Genomic DNA, 16,812 nt, shown 5'->3' with positions numbered 1-16,812 from the left:
GCATACTCTAAGTAAAACTTGCTAGGGATTTGGATGATGCAACTTATTTTCTTACGTTTTTTAATCTTAGGGTTAACCGGTTTTGGTGGTCCTGCAGCCCACATTGGGTACTTTCGCCAAACCTTTGTAAACGAATTGAACTGGCTCGATGATAAGCGCTTCGCCAGCTTTATCGCCCTTAGCCAATTGATGCCTGGCCCAAGTTCGAGCCAATTAGGTTTTGCCATCGGTTATCACAGGGGCGGGATTTTTGGCGCCTTATGCGCATTTGCAGGTTTCACCTTACCCTCTTTTGTATTGATGTATCTGCTCGCCATCAGCACTGCGGCTTGGCTAGGCAATAGCTATTTACAGGGTGTCGTTCATGGCTTAAAGCTGCTGGCTGTCGTGGTTGTCGCCGATGCGCTGCTCAGCATGTTTCAGCAGTTTTGCCAGCGGCGATTAACTCGTTTTTTGATGTTAGCGAGTGCCTGTTGCCTATTAATCTTCCCATCACTTTGGATGCAAATGGGACTGATTCTATTAGCCGCATCGATTGGTGCATGGCGTAGTGGCGGTGCTAAAGACTCTTCGGTCGAACCTTCTCAAATTAGTCTTAACTACCGTTACTTAGGGCTGTTTCTGTTGCTATTTACAGCCAGTTTTTTTATTGGTCGATTGAGTTCAGGCGCAGAGGTTTTTGGGGAGTTTTATCGCGCGGGAAGTTTGGTATTTGGTGGTGGTCATGTGGTGCTGCCACTGCTCGAATCTCTGATTGGCGATTCTGTGAGTAGCGATAGGTTTTTAACGGGTTATGCCTTTGCTCAATCTGTTCCAGGGCCGATGTTTTCCTTCGCCAGTTTCCTTGGCGCCGAAATCCTCATCGATAGTCCATTTATCGGTGCTTGTATTGCCACCCTTGGCATATTTTTACCTGGTTTTTTACTCATGCTAGTGGGGCTAAATTGCTGGCATGTTTTAGCGGCAAGGCCAACGTTTGCTGGCGCAATAGCGGGTGTTAACGCCGCTGTAGTAGGTTTTTTAGCCGCGGTATTATACCAACCCGTATTTATTCAGGCGGTATTGTCCCCCCTCGATATGGCGCTTGTATTAGTTGGCTTTGGCCTATTGAGATTAGTTAGACCAACCATTTTGCTGCTCGTATTCGCTTTTGCTGTATTAGGTTTTTTGCGGAGTTTTATTGGTTAAGTTTGCAAGATTGAAGAGGATTTTTTATAAAAAACTGCAAAATTGTTATCTTTATACCTTAGTCATGCGGTAATTTTAGTTATAATTCCTAAGCACTTATGAATGCCCTCGGAGCCGCTTGCCATGTTTAATCTGAGTCTACGTAACAAATTATTACTATTATCGCTGTTTCCCCTGCTGCTTGCCCTCATCATTTTGATGTCCATTTCCTATTATGTCGAAAAGGGGGCCTTGGCGGAGGAAATTGTGACCTTCAGGACTAAATTAGTTGATGAGCGAAAGCAACAAATCAAAGAGGCGACACAAATTGCCGCGGGGATTGTCGAGTACCAATTATCACTTAAGGATAAGGGCGATGTGAATCAAGCCCTGCGAAATATTCGTTTTGGCAGCGCGGGGTATTTCTTCATTTATGACTCCCAAGGTAAAAACCTCTTTCATGCCCTGTTACCTGAGCTCGAAGGTCAAAATAAAATTGATATGACCGACCCCCGCGGTACTAAAATCATTGTCGGTTTACTGGAAGCTGCGCAGCGGGGTGATGGTAACTTTTCCTTTTACTTCCAAAAGCCTAATACAAATGAGCAGATCGAGAAACTCGGCTTCTCTATGATGATCCCAGGCACAGATTGGATGTTAGGCACCGGGGCTTATATCGATGATATTGAGGCCGATGTGGAGAAGTACAGTGATACTGTGACCGAGCGAATGGCCAGTAAGTCGATGATGATACTGTTTATTGCTTTTATCCTTATCCTAGTGACTGTGTTGATTATTTTAGTGTCGGCCCACCGCATGGTGATTCCGATTAAGCATATGGCCGATAGCCTCAATGATATTGCCAAGGGAGAAGGGGATTTAACCAAGCGGTTAGATGTGGAAGGCAGCGACGAAATCGCCCAGTTAGGACAATCCTTCAACCTGTTTGTCGATAAATTACAGACCATTATCGGCGAGGTTGCTAATGCCACCGACAAGGTCAAAATGGCGGCTATCAGCATTCAGGGGCAAACCGAGGCGATGGCGAGTCAATTAATTAGCCATAACAACGAAACCGACCAAGTGGTGACCGCCATTACCGAAATGTCGTCGACGGCAAGCGAAGTCGCACAAAATACCACTCAGGTGGCCGAAGCAACCCATGCAGCGACGGGCGATGTGGCTAATGCCCAGCGCTGTGTTGATGCTTCTTTAGAAGAAATCTCTGTGCTGATGGAGCAGATAAACCATGCTGCGGGTAACATCAAATCCCTCAGTGCCCAATCGCAAAAAATTAACAGCGTACTTTCAGTGATTGGTGGCATTGCCGAGCAGACTAATTTGCTTGCATTAAATGCAGCTATTGAGGCCGCGCGTGCCGGAGAGCAGGGGCGTGGTTTTGCGGTGGTAGCCGATGAAGTGCGTAATTTGGCGAGTCGCACCCAAGCCAGTACATTGGAAATCAATGAAATGCTTTCTGAGCTGCACAAGTTGGTTTCCCTAGCGGTTAAGACGATGGATGAGAGCCAGCAGAGCTGCGTGCGGTCGGTGGAATCTTCCCGCGCCATTTCTGAGAGCCTAGGTTCGGTCACCTCGGCGGTGACTGCAATTAATGACATGAGTACACAAATTGCAACCGCGGCAACAGAACAAAGCTCTGTCACCGAGGAAATCAACCGTAATGTGTATGCAATTCAAGATATTGTGAATGAGTTACTCCATTCCAGCGAAGAGGCGGCTAAGGTGAGCCAAACGGTTTCACAGGAAGGAATGTTGCTGGGTAATTTAGTGGGCCAATTTAAGATTTAAGCGTTAATTGATTACTTGAAAACGGGGCCTTTGCCCCTTTTTTTTATGCGGTTTACCCTTGTACTCGCCCTGTGCTTTTACGGTGCAGCTCAATGAATATTCGTTAACTCAATTGTTGAACTAATATTTATCCGCCTGCGCCGTTTACTCAGTATTCAAATTTCGGGATTTGGACGCGAATGACAGAACAAGGGGATTTTCGTGAGCAAATCACAGTAAAAATCGCCCTTTAACGCTATTGCACCCTAGGTTTAAGGACACTGTTAGGTTAAAATGCGCGGTTGCAAATACTGTTTATCGCCGTCCCCAGCTCTGGTGGTGTTAACTGGCTATGTTTAACAACTGCCATCACGGGGCAACTCAATAAAGCGAAGTTGAAAATCCATGTTTGAAGTTAATCCAGTAAAATTCAAAATTAAGGAGCTTGCCGAGCGTACGCAGCTTCTTAGGGGGTATCTTTGACTACGATGCCAAGCATGAGCGTCTAGAAGAAGTCAGCCGTGAACTTGAAAGTTCCGAAGTGTGGAATGAGCCAGAACGTGCTCAAGCCCTAGGTAAAGAGCGCGCTAGCCTCGAAGCCGTAGTGAAAACCATCAACGATATGGACGCAGGTCTTGAAGATGTTGAAGGTTTGCTAGAGCTTGCCGTTGAAGAGGAAGATGAAGATACCTTCAACGAAACCACTAAGGAGCTGGATTATCTCGAGACCCGTCTGGCAGAACTCGAATTCCGCCGTATGTTCTCTGGCCAACACGATGCATCCGATTGTTACTTAGACATTCAATCGGGCAGTGGTGGTACCGAGGCGCAGGACTGGGCCAACATGGTACTGCGTATGTACCTGCGTTGGGGCGAAGCCCACGGTTTCAGCCCTGAACTGATGGAAGTCACCGACGGTGACGTGGCTGGTATTAAGGGCGCGACCATTAAATTTACCGGTGAATATGCCTTCGGCTGGTTACGAACTGAAACGGGCGTGCACCGTTTAGTGCGTAAATCGCCATTCGACTCTTCGGGTCGTCGCCATACGTCGTTCTGCTCGGTATTCGTTTACCCAGAAATTGACGATGACATTACCATCGATATCAATCCTGCTGACTTACGCATCGACGTTTACCGCGCCTCGGGTGCCGGTGGTCAGCACGTTAACCGAACCGAATCTGCGGTACGTATTACCCACTTACCGACCAACACGGTAGTGCAGTGCCAGAACGACCGTTCACAGCACAAGAACAAAGATTCGGCAATGAAACAGTTAAAAGCCAAACTGTTCGAATTAGAAATGCATAAGCAAAATGCGGAAAAGCAAGCGGCCGAAGATGCTAAATCTGACATCGGCTGGGGCAGCCAGATCCGTTCTTATGTATTGGATGATTCCCGTATTAAAGACTTACGCACTAGCGTGGAGACGCGCAATACCCAAGCAGTACTCGATGGCGATCTGGACAAGTTTATCGAAGCCAGTTTGAAATCTGGGCTGTAATTTATTCAAGGTATAGACGAGAAAAAAGATGACTGAACAAGTACAAGATGAAAACAAACTGATCGCCGAGCGCCGTGCCAAGCTAGAAAGCATTCGCCCGAACTGCAGCGCTAATGCTCACCCTAATACCTTCCGTCGCACCCACAAAGCGGCTGAGTTACAGGCGACTTACGGTCAAAACACGAAGGAAGAACTCGAAGCCTTAGGTTTTAAAACCAGCATCGCTGGCCGTATCATGGCAAAACGCGGTCCATTCTTGGTAATTCAAGACGTGTCAGGTCGAATCCAAGCCTACGCTGAAAAGGGCGTACAAGCGGATCTGAAAGACAGATACCAAGGTCTGGATATCGGTGACATCATCGGCGTAACCGGTCAACTGCACTTGTCTGGCAAAGGCGATCTGTACGTGAACATGGAAGAGTACCAACTGCTGACTAAAGCGCTGCGTCCTCTGCCTGAAAAATTCCACGGCTTAACCGACCAAGAAACCCGTTACCGCCAACGTTACGTTGACTTAATCGTTAACGAAGAGTCTCGTCAAGCCTTTATGATGCGCTCTAAAGTGGTTGCAGCTATCCGTAACTTCATGATCAAAAAAGAGTTCATGGAAGTTGAAACCCCAATGATGCACGTGATCCCAGGCGGCGCTTCAGCCCGTCCATTTATCACTCACCACAACGCGCTGGACATGCCAATGTACCTGCGTATCGCCCCTGAGTTGTATCTCAAGCGTTTAGTGGTTGGTGGTTTTGAGCGTGTATTCGAAATCAACCGTAACTTCCGTAACGAAGGTCTGTCGCCACGCCACAACCCAGAATTCACTATGATGGAATTCTATATGGCCTACGCCGACTACAAAGATCTGATGGACTTAACCGAAGAGCTATTAAGCTCTATCGCGATTGAGCTATTAGGCAGCGCGCAAATGCCATACGGCGAGCACACCGTTGATTTCGGTGGTCCATATGCCCGTCTGAGCATGTTAGAAGCGATTCAGAAGTACAATCCTGATAACGCAACTATCCAGGCTATGACCTACGAGCAAGTGAAAGATCTCGAATTCATGCGTGAACTGGCTATCAGCCTTGGCATTAAGATCGAGAAGTTCTGGACCTGTGGTCAGCTATTAGAAGAAATCTTCGGTGAAACCGCTGAATGGCAATTAATGCAGCCTACCTTCATCACTGGCTACCCAGCGGACATTTCGCCACTGGCACGTCGTAACGATGACAACCACTTCATCACCGACCGTTTTGAGTTCTTCATCGGTGGCCGTGAAGTGGCTAACGGTTTCAGCGAATTAAACGATGCTGAAGATCAGGACAGCCGCTTTAAAGCGCAGGTTGATGCGAAAGACGCCGGTGACGACGAAGCCATGTTCTACGATGCAGACTACATCACTGCATTAGAGCACGGTTTACCACCAACAGCGGGTCAAGGTATCGGTATTGACCGTTTAGTGATGCTATTCACTAACACTCACACTATCCGTGACGTGATCCTGTTCCCAGCGATGCGCCCACAGGCTTGATCGCCATAAGTGAGTGAGCAGGTAACCACTGCTTATGAATAAAAACCAGCCCTCGGGCTGGTTTTTTTATGCTGTGAATCGAAAAGCGTTCGCTAAACACTGCCAACCTTTGTTCGTTGGATTAAAATATCGGATGCGATTCTGCGTTGTTTTTTAGGATTAATTTCCAATTTAAATTCACTTTATGGTGACAAATGCTGAAAATTTGACGGATAGCTTGAGTTAGTTGCTTGATTATTCGATTAATTTGATTGTTTAAGCTGTTATTTTATTTCAAGAATTGTACAAAAACTGCTGATATTGCTCATAAATGTCGTTCTCTGTTCTATTCCTTTGTTCATATACCTCTTATACTTAGCAAAATGATAGTGCCTTGCACTTTTGACTAATAACAACTCAGTGAATTTTCAATGAAGATCCCATCTTTACTTGGTAGTTTTATCCTGATGTGCGGCAGCCTTGCTGTTGTTCCGACAGCTTTTAGTGCCGATTCGGCCTCTGTCGCTACCAAAACCCCAGTGAGCAAAGCGGCTGCAAATAATAGCACCTCAAAACACCAGGAAGTCGCGGCAAACAGTGCGTTAGTGGTCGACCTAAAAACCAATGAAATTCTCTATTCAAGTAACCCTGATACGGTTCGCCCCATTGCCTCTGTCACAAAGTTGATGACAGCCATGGTCGTACTTGATGCCAAGCTGCCTATGGATGAAAAGCTGGATATCAATATTAAAGACACAAAGGAGATGCGCGGTGTTTATTCCCGTGTACGTATTGGCAGCGTGATCAGCCGTAAGGAAATGTTACTGCTGACATTAATGTCATCGGAAAACCGTGCGGCAGCCAGTTTAGCGCACCACTACCCTGGTGGTTATAAGGCGTTTATTCGGGCTATGAACGATAAGGCTAAAGCCCTTGGGATGAAGAATACCCGTTATGTTGAACCAACTGGGTTATCTGCTAAAAACGTCTCAAGTGCGCGCGATTTAGTGGTACTGCTTAAGGCGAGTCAGGGTTATCCAATGCTGGGTGAACTCAGTTCGACCGAAAAGAAAACAGTGACCTTTGCTAAGCCAAAATACAGCCTAGATTTCCGTAATACTAACCGTTTAGTCTCAAAGGATAACTGGAACATTCACTTGACTAAAACTGGCTTTACCAATCCTGCAGGCCATTGCCTGGTAATGCGTACCGAAATGGCGAAACGTCAGGTAGCTTTTGTGGTGCTCGATGCCTACGGTAAATACACCCATTTAGCGGATGCTAACCGAGTGAGAAACTGGTTAGAGACAGGCAAAGTCTCACCGCTGCCCGCCGAAGCGAAACGCTATAAAAAGCAGCGCAGCCAACAACTGGCAAAGGTAAGTGAAACCTAAAAGGACTTAGGTGAAGCCCAGTTTCGACCGCTTTACTTAACCCCATCATGTAGTAAAAAGGCCAGATGATGTCTGGCCTTTTTCGTTTTTATAAGCTCTGTAGCGTGCGAAAATCCTCAGTCGCAAAACCGTTTAATCCATTTCTTCACCTCTTGTCTTCTCAATCTATTTTATCGTCACCGTTTGTTACTTGTTGACTCGATTAAAATATGTATGGCCAATTGATTTTATCAGCTTTATTCCATTATCTTTAATCAGTTAACAGCAGCTTATTACCCCACAAGCTTATGGAATTGCCTCATTGTGGTTAGCTTGTTCTATGGAGACAGAACGATGACATCCCAACTTTGCCCCGATAAAACCGCTACGCGAGCCAATACAACTGCTCGTCCTATCCCGCAGGAAGCCTTCGATTGGTACGATGAATATGCCCATGGTGTAATCGATAGGCGCGAGTTTATGAAGCGTCTCGCAGGACTTGTGGCCCTCGGCTATAGCATGACGGCGCTAACGGGTGCCTTGATGCCAAACTATGCCATGGCCGAGCAGATCAATTTCAATGATCCTAACATCCTGCCAAGTTATGTGAAGTTCCCATCCCCAGAGGGTTTTGGCGAGGGCCGTGGCTATTTGGTTATTCCCAATAGTCTGTTGATCGCAGGCAAAGAAGCGGGTGAACCTAAAACCCTCGATCCCACCAAGAAAGCGCCCGTAGTGCTGGTGGTGCATGAGAACCGAGGACTCAATCCCTACATTGAAGATGTTGCCCGTCGCCTCGCCGCTAAGGGCTATATCGCCTTCGCACCCGATGCGCTTTACAGCCTCGGCGGATACCCTGGCAATGACGATACCGGCCGCGCCATGCAGGCCAGTCTTGACAGAAGTAAAATCGAGCAGGATTTTATTGCCGCCGCGCGCTTTTTAAAGGCTCATCCTAATAGCAATGGCAAACTCGGCGCCGTCGGTTTCTGCTTCGGTGGCTATATAGTCAATATGCTGGCCGCGACTATTCCCGATGAGTTAGCCGCCGGTGTTCCTTTCTATGGCACCCCTGCGGCCAAAGAGCTGCGTGCAAAGGTGAAAGGTCCATTAATGTTGCAGTTTGCTGAATTGGATCAAAGGGTGAATGACACTTGGCCTGAATACGAAGCGCAGCTTAAAGCTAATCAAGCCGACTATGTGGCCTATCTCTATCCCAAGGTAAATCATGGGTTTCATAATGACTCGACAGGCCGTTATGACGAGGCAACGGCAGAATTCGCCTGGGAGAGGACTCTGGCGTATTTTGGGAAATACTTAAATCCCTAATTGGAAATTGTGTTCCTTTCATACCGAGCTTGTTAGTTCGTTAAGTTGAACTGGCTTAGTTTGGAATTGCGGCCTACCGGCCGAGATATGTTTAAAGTCGTGGGTCTTCAACCCACACCCGACCAAGAGGGGATCAACAGCAATCCCCTCTTGGAACTCCCTGCCGTTTCCCCAATGGAGTTGAAAGCCCCTTGGCCTCATAGTCAAATTTGCTATCGCTTCCGAAGGATGCGTCCCTGCACCTGCGAAAGCTAGTCGGTCATCCATGACCGACTCACGCAATTTGCCTATTCGCCCTGCGGCAACTCCGAGGGGATGGTGTAATCCTCAATCCTTGTATACTTAACTAACCCTTTTTATAGGTTCTCATTTCTGACTTAAAAAGTGCCTCAAATGCTCAGGAAAACACCCTGCCTCGGAGTTGCCGAAGGGCATTGGTGTTCGTTGCGTGGGCGAGGCATGGATGCCGAGATAGCGTCAGTCGAATCAGGGACGAGCGTCTGACGCGGTAGCATAAGAACAGCGAATGCCCGAGGGGCTTTCAACTCAGAAGGGGCGTCTTGGCTGATGTGAAAACAATTGGCAAGGACGATAGGACGAGCAGTCCTCCTTGGTCGGGTGTGGGGTGAAGCCCCACGACTTTAAGCTTTTGTTTTAATATTTAAATTTCCAAATTAAAACCCAAAAATAAGGGGCTATTACTTAGCCCCTTAAAAGTCTAATCACCCAAGTGAAACTTGGGTCTTAATGAGTCTTAATGATTACTCGGGATCACTCTCTATTCTGGGTCATAATCAAGTATTGGTGCTAACCACTTCTCCGTCTCACTCACTGTCATCCCTTTACGCTTAGCGTAATCCTCCACCTGATCGCGGTCGATGTTGGTTACTCCAAAGTAGCGGGATTTTGGATGGGCGAAGTACCAGCCAGATACCGCAGCGGTGGGGAACATGGCGTAGCTTTCGGTAATGTTTAAGTCGATGGTTTCATTCGGCTTTAACAAGTCCCACAGCAGGCCTTTTTCGGTGTGATCCGGGCAGGCTGGATAACCCGGTGCTGGGCGGATACCTTTGTATTTCTCGCGAATTAAGGCTTCGTTGTTTAAGGCTTCATCTGCCGCATAACCCCAGAATTCCTTGCGCACGCGCTCGTGCATCCGCTCGGCAAAGGCCTCGGCTAAACGGTCGGCTAAGCATTTGAGCATAATGGCGTTGTAGTCGTCGTGGTTGGCTTCAAAGCGTGCCACGTGCTCGTCGATACCATGGCCTGCGGTGACCGCAAAACCGCCCATATAGTCGGCAACACCGCTGTCCTTTGGTGCCACAAAGTCGGCCAAGCAGAAGTTATCGTTACCCACACGCTCAAGCTGCATCCGCAGGTGATGGGTAGTCATTTCTACCTCTGTGCGGGTTTCATCGGTATAAAGCTCGATATCGTCATGGTTAACGGTATTAGCGGGGAATAAGCCAATCACGGCCTTGGCGGTGAGCCATTTTTCGTCGATGATTTTTTTCAGCATGGCTTGACCATCGGCGAACAGTTTTTGCGCCTCAACGCCAACTACCTTATCGCTTAGGATCTCGGGGTAGTGGCCATGCAGCTCCCAAGCGCGGAAGAACGGCGTCCAATCGATACGATCCACTAAGTCGGTTAATGGATAGTCTTCAAACACTTGACGACCCAGTACATTTGGCTTGAACGGGGTGTAGTTCGCCCAGTCGTGCTGGCAGCGATTTTCACGGGCGGCTTCTAAGGACACAATTTCCTTACGCTTGGTTTGGGATAAACGCTTAACGCGCATCTCTTCGTATTCGGCGTAGGTTTCATCGATTGTCGTCTGGCGGGTTTCGTTGCTGACGAGTTTGCTCACCATAGGCACAGCACGTGACGCATCGGCAATGTAGATGGCGCCATGGGGATAATGGGGCGCAATTTTCACCGCGGTATGGATTTTAGAGCAGGTTGCGCCGCCGATAATCGCTGGAATGGTAAGGCCTTCACGGTGGAAGGTTTTCACGTTATGCACCATTTCATCGAGACTTGGGGTAATCAGCCCCGACATACCGATAATATCGATATTGTGTTCTTTCACGGCCTCGAGGATTTTTTCGACCGACACCATCACGCCTAAATCGACCACTTCGAAACCGTTACAGGCCAGTACCACGCCGACAATGTTCTTGCCGATATCGTGTACGTCGCCTTTAACGGTAACCATTAAAATCTTGCCGTTGGACTGGCCTTCGACTTTTTCGAGTTCGATAAACGGGTTAAGGTAGGCAACGGCTTTTTTCATTACCCGAGCTGATTTTACCACCTGTGGCAGGAACATTTTGCCTGAGCCAAAGAGGTCACCAACTATATTCATGCCGTCCATCAGCGGACCTTCGATCACATCGAGTGGTCTTGTGGCAAGTTGGCGCGCTGCTTCGGTATCTTCATCGATAAATTCGGTAATACCTTTTACTAGCGCGTGGGCTAAACGCTGATTCACCGGCCATGAGCGCCATTCTAGATCTTCCTTCTTGGCGGCAGTTGCGCCGTCGCCACGGAATTTTTCGGCAATATCTAAAAGCTGTTCGGTATTGCTCGAACCGTCAACTGGACAAGGCAGGTTGAGCACGACGTTTTCGACCTTGTCCTTCAGTTCTGGGTCGATATCGTCGTAAATCGCTAATTGGCCCGCGTTAACGATACCCATATCCATGCCGACTTTAATCGCGTGGTACAGGAATACCGCGTGAATAGCCTCACGTACTGGGTTATTGCCGCGGAAGGAGAATGACACGTTCGACACACCGCCCGAAATCATCGCATGGGGCAGGGTGGCCTTAATCTCTTTAATGGCATCGATAAAATCGACGGCATAGTTATCGTGCTCATCGATACCAGTTGCGATAGCGAAGATGTTCGGGTCGAAGATAATGTCTTCTGGCGGAAAACCGACTTTATCGACCAGCACGCGGTAGGCGCGGGTACAGATTTCAACTTTGCGCGCCTTAGTATCGGCCTGACCCTGCTCGTCGAAGGCCATGATAATGGCCGCGGCACCGTAGCGTTTTACTAAGGTCGCCTGCTCAATAAATTTCTCTTCGCCTTCTTTTAAGGAGATAGAGTTAACAATCCCCTTACCTTGAATACATTTGAGGCCTGCTTCAATCACTTCCCACTTAGAGGAGTCGATCATAATCGGCACGCGGCTGATATCCGGCTCTGAGGCGATAAGATTTAAGAACTTATGCATCACCTCGACGCCATCGAGCATGCCTTCGTCCATGTTGATGTCGATGATCTGCGCGCCGCTTTCAACCTGCTCGCGGGCGACATCGAGCGCCTGTTCAAATTTGCCTTCTTTAATCAGTTTGAGGAACTTGGCCGAGCCCGTGACGTTGGTACGCTCGCCTACGTTCACAAACAGGGTTTGAGCGTCGATAGTGAGTGGTTCCAAACCCGATAAACGGCAGGCGACGGGGATCTCTGGCAGTACACGTGGCGAGTGGGCTTCAACCGCTTCGCGAATGGTTTTGATGTGGGCAGGCGTGCTACCACAGCAGCCGCCGATGATATTCAGCAGCCCTTCACTCGCCCATTCTTGAATAACCCGCGCCATATCCTCTGGGGTTTCATCGTAGCCACCAAATTCGTTCGGCAGACCCGCGTTAGGGTGCGCAGACACATAGCATTCGGCAATGCGAGATAATTCTTCGACGTAAGGGCGAAGCTCTTTTGGCCCGAGGGCGCAGTTAAGGCCGATGGATAAGGGCTTGATATGGCGAAGGGAATTGTAAAAGGCTTCGGTGGTTTGTCCGGTAAGTGTTCGGCCAGAGGCATCGGTAATAGTACCTGAAATCATCACAGGTAAACGGTCTGGCGAATTTGGCCCAAAAAGTTCATCAAATACGGTTTCGATGGCGAACAATGCGGCCTTAGCGTTTAAGGTATCGAAAATGGTCTCGACCATAATGATATCGGCGCCGCCTTCAATTAGCGCTTTGGTTGATTCGCAGTAAGCGGTCACTAACTCATCGAAGTGAATATTGCGAAAGCCGGGGTCGTTCACATCTGGGCTGATAGAGCAAGTGCGGTTAGTGGGCCCGAGCACTCCGGCCACGTAGCGCGGTTTGCCCGTGGCTTTTTCGATTTCATCACAGGCCTCGCGGGCAAGGCGGGCACCTTCACGGTTAATCTCGGCGGACAAGGACTGCATATCGTAGTCGGCCATGGCGATAGTGGTGGCGTTAAAGGTATTGGTTTCAATGATATCGGCACCGGCATTGAGGTAGTCGATATGAATTTGCTTGATGATCTGCGGCTGAGTGAGCACTAACAAATCGTTATTGCCCTTCACATCGGTATGCCAATCCTTGAAGCGCTCGCCGCGATAATCCGCTTCCTCTAGCTTGTAGCCTTGGATCATAGTACCCATGGCACCGTCTAGGATAAGAATACGTTGCTCAAGCTGATTACGAATGTCAGCCAGGATTTGGCCAGCTTTTGCTCTCGGTATCGCCATAAATTATTACCTTTACTACAGCTAGATTATGTCTAAAAGTCGCCACCCTATGTGGAGTGCAACCTACTTTCGCCTTCGATGATTCTAATATTTATCGCTAATTTTATTAGCTTTTTGTTTTATGTTGTCACTACATCGCCTGATGCTTGCAGTGGCAATTCAGTTTAAACTCATTTGGACATTTAAACGTATAGACGTCCATAATACGCGACATGGGTTTATCAGGGCAAGGCTAAATCAAAGTCTAAGGTGAAGTTGATCATCTAGGGGACTTTGGGCTTGGCTGTAATGGCACCGCATCGGTTTTTAAGTATTCGAATTGCAATGGCAGTGTACCCGATTGCGGGCGCTGCTAGAAAGAAGTGGTTGTAAGCGTTGATTGTCAGTGAAGCAGGGGAGTGTCGATGAAGCGAGTGAGATTATTACTGCTGCGCCACGGTGAATGTGAGGGCGGGGCAATTTTAAGGGGGCGAACCGATGTGTCGCTCACTAAGAACGGCTGGCAGCAGATGGCTGCGGCAGTGGCCAAACATTCCGAGTTTGCTATTGATACTTGTCATGCAATCTATAGCTCGCCCCTAAGACGCTGCGCCGATTTTGCTAAGCAATTTAAGGATAAACTCTCCCTTGTCGATGGACTTAAGGAGGCGGATTTTGGTGACTGGGATGGCCAAAGCTTCGATGCCTTATATCAGGAATGTGGTGACATGCTTGATGCCTATTGGCAAAATCCGTGGGCGATAGCGCCGCCCAATGGCGAGAGCATGGCGCAATTTGAAGCGCGTGTCGATGCTGCTATCGATAGCATCTTAGATAATGTTTTTGAAAACAGCTTTATGGCATTAACCCAATCAAAACAAGCTAATGAATCTCAATTGGCAGCGCAAATGCAAAGCGAGCATATCTGGGTGATTACCCATGGCGGTGTGATTCGGCATTTAATGGCACGCGCCTTAGGTGCGGTGAGGGTGGCGGGATTCTATAGGCAATTATCGCTGCCCTATGGTGCTCTGGTGACCATTGAAGTCTTGCAAGAGGCAAATGGCACGCGTTACTGGCAATTAGAGTGGCCAACTTCTTCTACTTAGCACCAAGTCTCTAGCTCCTATAACCTAGCATCTAGCACTTAGTCTTGAGGAGATGATGAATTATTTAACTGTAATTTAAGTTTTAAACAGCATTGCCTAAACGGCAGGATATAGGATAATGCTAGCCCCAGATAGCTGAATGGATAGTGAAAACGCCACTATACCGTACAACTATCGCAGAGTTAGGTGTTGGGAATTTAACCTAAATGGCGAGCGCCACAGCTTAAGTTAAATCAACCCAAACATAATAGGGAATCGGGAAGCTCAACTGCCTGCCCGAACTGTGCCCGCAACTGTGAGGGGTGAATTTCACCTCGAGTCAGGAGACCTGCCTAATTCTGTTATCGCTGCGTGCAGCTTTAATTCTCGAGCGGGTAACTCGGGGGAGCAGAAGATGATATCAACGCCAGTTGTGCTGTTAGCCTGCAAGATGCAGGTTGCGGCGGTCTATTTTATGGGGGCAAGCCTTAAGTGAAGCCTGCTCCATCTATCGGTATGCCAGAGGCTGTTAAGCCTTCGTCTGAGCCAACGCCAATCTCACTCGCCCTCAATGTGCAGCAATTAAGCTGGCGTCACGATGACAAGGCTATTTTATCTCAGGTGAGTTTTACCCTTAATCAGGGTGAAATGCTCGGCTTGATAGGTCCTAACGGTGCGGGAAAGTCTAGCCTGCTACGCTGTCTGTACCGTTTTATCCAACCAACGGAGGGGAGTATCAGCCTTTTCGGTCAGGATATTGGACTATTTTCCCCTAAGACTTTTGCCCGTCAGGTGGCTGTGGTGCAGCAAGATACACCCCATTACTTCGAGATGAGCGCCGCGCAAATTGTTGCCATGGGCCTCACGCCGCACAAGGGCATGTTCGAGAGTCATTCCCACATCGATACCGACAGAGTGAATCAGGCTCTGGCTAAAGTGGGATTAAGCCATAAGAGCAATCAACAATACGAGCGTTTATCGGGCGGTGAAAAACAGCGCGCACTGATTGCCCGCGCTATAGTGCAGCAGCCTAAATTGCTGATTTTAGATGAGCCCACCAACCACTTAGATGTGCGATATCAAATTCAAATTCTGACCTTAGTGCGCAGCCTTGGCATCAGCGTCATTGCTTCTATCCATGACTTAAATCTTGCCAGCGCCCTGTGCGATAGCCTGTTGCTGTTAGACAAGGGCGAAGTCGTGGCTAAGGGGGCGCCTAAACAAGTGTTAACCGAGGCCAGTATTGATGAGGTGTTTGGCATTAAGGCGCGAGTGACGACCCATCCAGACCATGGAAATCCACAAATTAACTATTACTACGGTGTGACAAATAGCGATGATAACACTCGGCGGTCAGAGTCATCTGGGAATAACCCTAGGGAAGTTTGCGGGGGTAATCAATGAGACAGTCGTTTAAATATGCCATGGGGCAACTACTTGCACCGATTCTCACCCCCTTGGGAGCCCAGCAGTGGCTTATCTTGGGATTGGTGGTCTTTGCCCTTATTACCCCGATTGCGGCGGCAAGTTTTGGTGCGGCAAGCTCAGGCTTTGTGGATGTGCTGCATGTATTTATCAGTAAATTCAATCAACTTTTCTCATCCGAGATTCAGCCTGTCACCCGCTCAATGCTCGATAGAATCGTGTTTGAGCTGCGTCTGCCGCGTATTCTGTTGGCCTTTGTTGCTGGCGCAGGCCTGTCACTTGCTGGCAGTGTGTTGCAAACCGTGACTCGTAATCCCTTGGCCGATCCTTACCTGTTTGGGATTAGTTCGGGGGCATCCTTTGGCGCAGTGGTGATGTTGACCCTGTTTTCTCCATTGGGCAATCTCGATACCAGTATCAGTGAAGGATTGTTCAGCGGCGCCCTCGGCGGCTCATTTGGTGTGCATACACTGCTGTGGTTTAGTTTACCGCTAGGCGCCTTTATTGGCGCCAGTTTGTCTGTGTTGATTGTGTTAGCACTTTCTGGTCTTGGGCTTAACAGTCAAGTCGAACGCATGTTGCTCTCGGGCGTTGCCACCTCTTTTATGTTTGGCGCTCTGACCAGTTTATTGCTGTATTTTGCTAGCCCGCAGGCCACTGCCTCGGTGCTGTTTTGGAGCCTGGGCAGTTTTGCCAAGGCCAGTTGGTCTTTACTGTTATTACCTGCACTTGTCATTGGTACCAGTTTAGTTGTTATTCTGGCCTATAAACGGCAGATCCTCGCCCTGCAGGCGGGGGATGAAACCGCCCATACCTTAGGGGTGAACGTGCCTAAACTTAGGCTCAATATGTTACTGCTGTGCTCACTCATCACCGCCATACTAGTGGCTACCTGCGGTGGTATTGGCTTTGTGGGTTTGATGGTGCCCCATACGGTGCGGATGTTATTCCCAGGCCGTCAGCCGATAGTGTTAACGGCACTGATTGGCGGGTTATTTATGGTATGGGTCGATGTGCTGGCGCGCTGTTTATTAGGCAATCAGGAATTACCCGTGGGCATTATTACCGCCGCGATCGGTAGTTTTTTCTTTTTGCTGATCCTGCGTCGTCGCAGGGTATCCATCTGATAAGGTTTG

At 48.5% G+C, this 16,812-nt stretch carries 10 protein-coding genes and 1 riboswitch; of the genes, 9 read left to right on the top strand and 1 reads right to left on the bottom strand.

The annotated features are described in order from the left end of the window. The first annotated feature begins 36 nt into the window (after nucleotides 1-36). The 6 genes from chrA (at nucleotide 37) to K0H61_RS13875 (ending at nucleotide 8,671) form a co-directional block, all read left to right on the top strand. Nucleotides 37-1,188 carry a chromate efflux transporter gene (gene chrA, locus K0H61_RS13900; RefSeq protein WP_220052728.1) on the top strand — a complete coding sequence of 384 codons (1,152 nt, stop codon included), beginning with the start codon at nucleotides 37-39 and terminating at the stop codon, nucleotides 1,186-1,188. 123 nt (nucleotides 1,189-1,311) lie between these two features. Continuing rightward, nucleotides 1,312-2,976: a methyl-accepting chemotaxis protein gene (locus K0H61_RS13895; protein ID WP_220050028.1), complete on the top strand. Its 1,665-nt coding sequence runs from the start codon at nucleotides 1,312-1,314 to the stop codon at nucleotides 2,974-2,976. Nucleotides 2,977-3,360: 384 nt separating this feature from the next. Continuing rightward, a protein-coding gene (prfB, locus tag K0H61_RS13890) for a peptide chain release factor 2 (RefSeq protein ID WP_220050026.1) occupies nucleotides 3,361-4,459 on the top strand; the annotation gives its coding sequence in 2 pieces (ribosomal slippage) (nucleotides 3,361-3,435 and nucleotides 3,437-4,459; 1,098 coding nt in all). Nucleotides 4,460-4,487: 28 nt separating this feature from the next. Further along, nucleotides 4,488-5,990: a lysine--tRNA ligase gene (lysS, locus tag K0H61_RS13885; protein ID WP_220050024.1), complete on the top strand. Its 1,503-nt coding sequence runs from the start codon at nucleotides 4,488-4,490 to the stop codon at nucleotides 5,988-5,990. Between the two features lie 410 nt (nucleotides 5,991-6,400). Next, nucleotides 6,401-7,363, top strand: coding sequence for a D-alanyl-D-alanine endopeptidase (gene pbpG, locus K0H61_RS13880; protein WP_220050022.1), 963 nt, complete (start codon nucleotides 6,401-6,403; stop codon nucleotides 7,361-7,363). Between the two features lie 333 nt (nucleotides 7,364-7,696). Continuing rightward, on the top strand, nucleotides 7,697-8,671 hold the full coding sequence (locus tag K0H61_RS13875; RefSeq protein WP_220050020.1) for a dienelactone hydrolase family protein: 975 nt from the start codon (nucleotides 7,697-7,699) through the stop codon (nucleotides 8,669-8,671). Nucleotides 8,672-9,449: 778 nt separating this feature from the next. Here K0H61_RS13875 and metH read toward each other — a convergent pair. Then, the gene (metH, locus tag K0H61_RS13870) at nucleotides 9,450-13,184 is read right to left on the bottom strand and encodes a methionine synthase (RefSeq protein ID WP_220050018.1); all 3,735 of its coding nucleotides are present in this window, start codon (nucleotides 13,182-13,184) and stop codon (nucleotides 9,450-9,452) included. A gap of 404 nt (nucleotides 13,185-13,588) precedes the next feature. On the opposite strand from metH, the gene K0H61_RS13865 reads away from it, so the two are divergent. From K0H61_RS13865 to K0H61_RS13855, 3 genes are all read left to right on the top strand, one after another. Beyond that, nucleotides 13,589-14,272 carry a histidine phosphatase family protein gene (locus K0H61_RS13865; protein ID WP_220050016.1) on the top strand — a complete coding sequence of 228 codons (684 nt, stop codon included), beginning with the start codon at nucleotides 13,589-13,591 and terminating at the stop codon, nucleotides 14,270-14,272. Nucleotides 14,273-14,439: 167 nt separating this feature from the next. After that, a riboswitch (cobalamin riboswitch) is annotated at nucleotides 14,440-14,622 on the top strand. A gap of 145 nt (nucleotides 14,623-14,767) precedes the next feature. Beyond that, nucleotides 14,768-15,655: an ABC transporter ATP-binding protein gene (locus tag K0H61_RS13860; protein ID WP_220052726.1), complete on the top strand. Its 888-nt coding sequence runs from the start codon at nucleotides 14,768-14,770 to the stop codon at nucleotides 15,653-15,655. After that, the gene (locus tag K0H61_RS13855) at nucleotides 15,652-16,803 is read left to right on the top strand and encodes a FecCD family ABC transporter permease (protein WP_220050015.1); all 1,152 of its coding nucleotides are present in this window, start codon (nucleotides 15,652-15,654) and stop codon (nucleotides 16,801-16,803) included. Before K0H61_RS13860 ends, K0H61_RS13855 begins: the two co-directional genes overlap by 4 nt. Nucleotides 16,804-16,812 lie beyond the last annotated feature (9 nt).

The sequence above is a fragment of the Shewanella acanthi genome, assembly GCF_019457475.1.
Lineage (GTDB): Bacteria > Pseudomonadota > Gammaproteobacteria > Enterobacterales > Shewanellaceae > Shewanella > Shewanella acanthi.
This window is presented reverse-complemented; position numbering and strand designations above follow the sequence as displayed.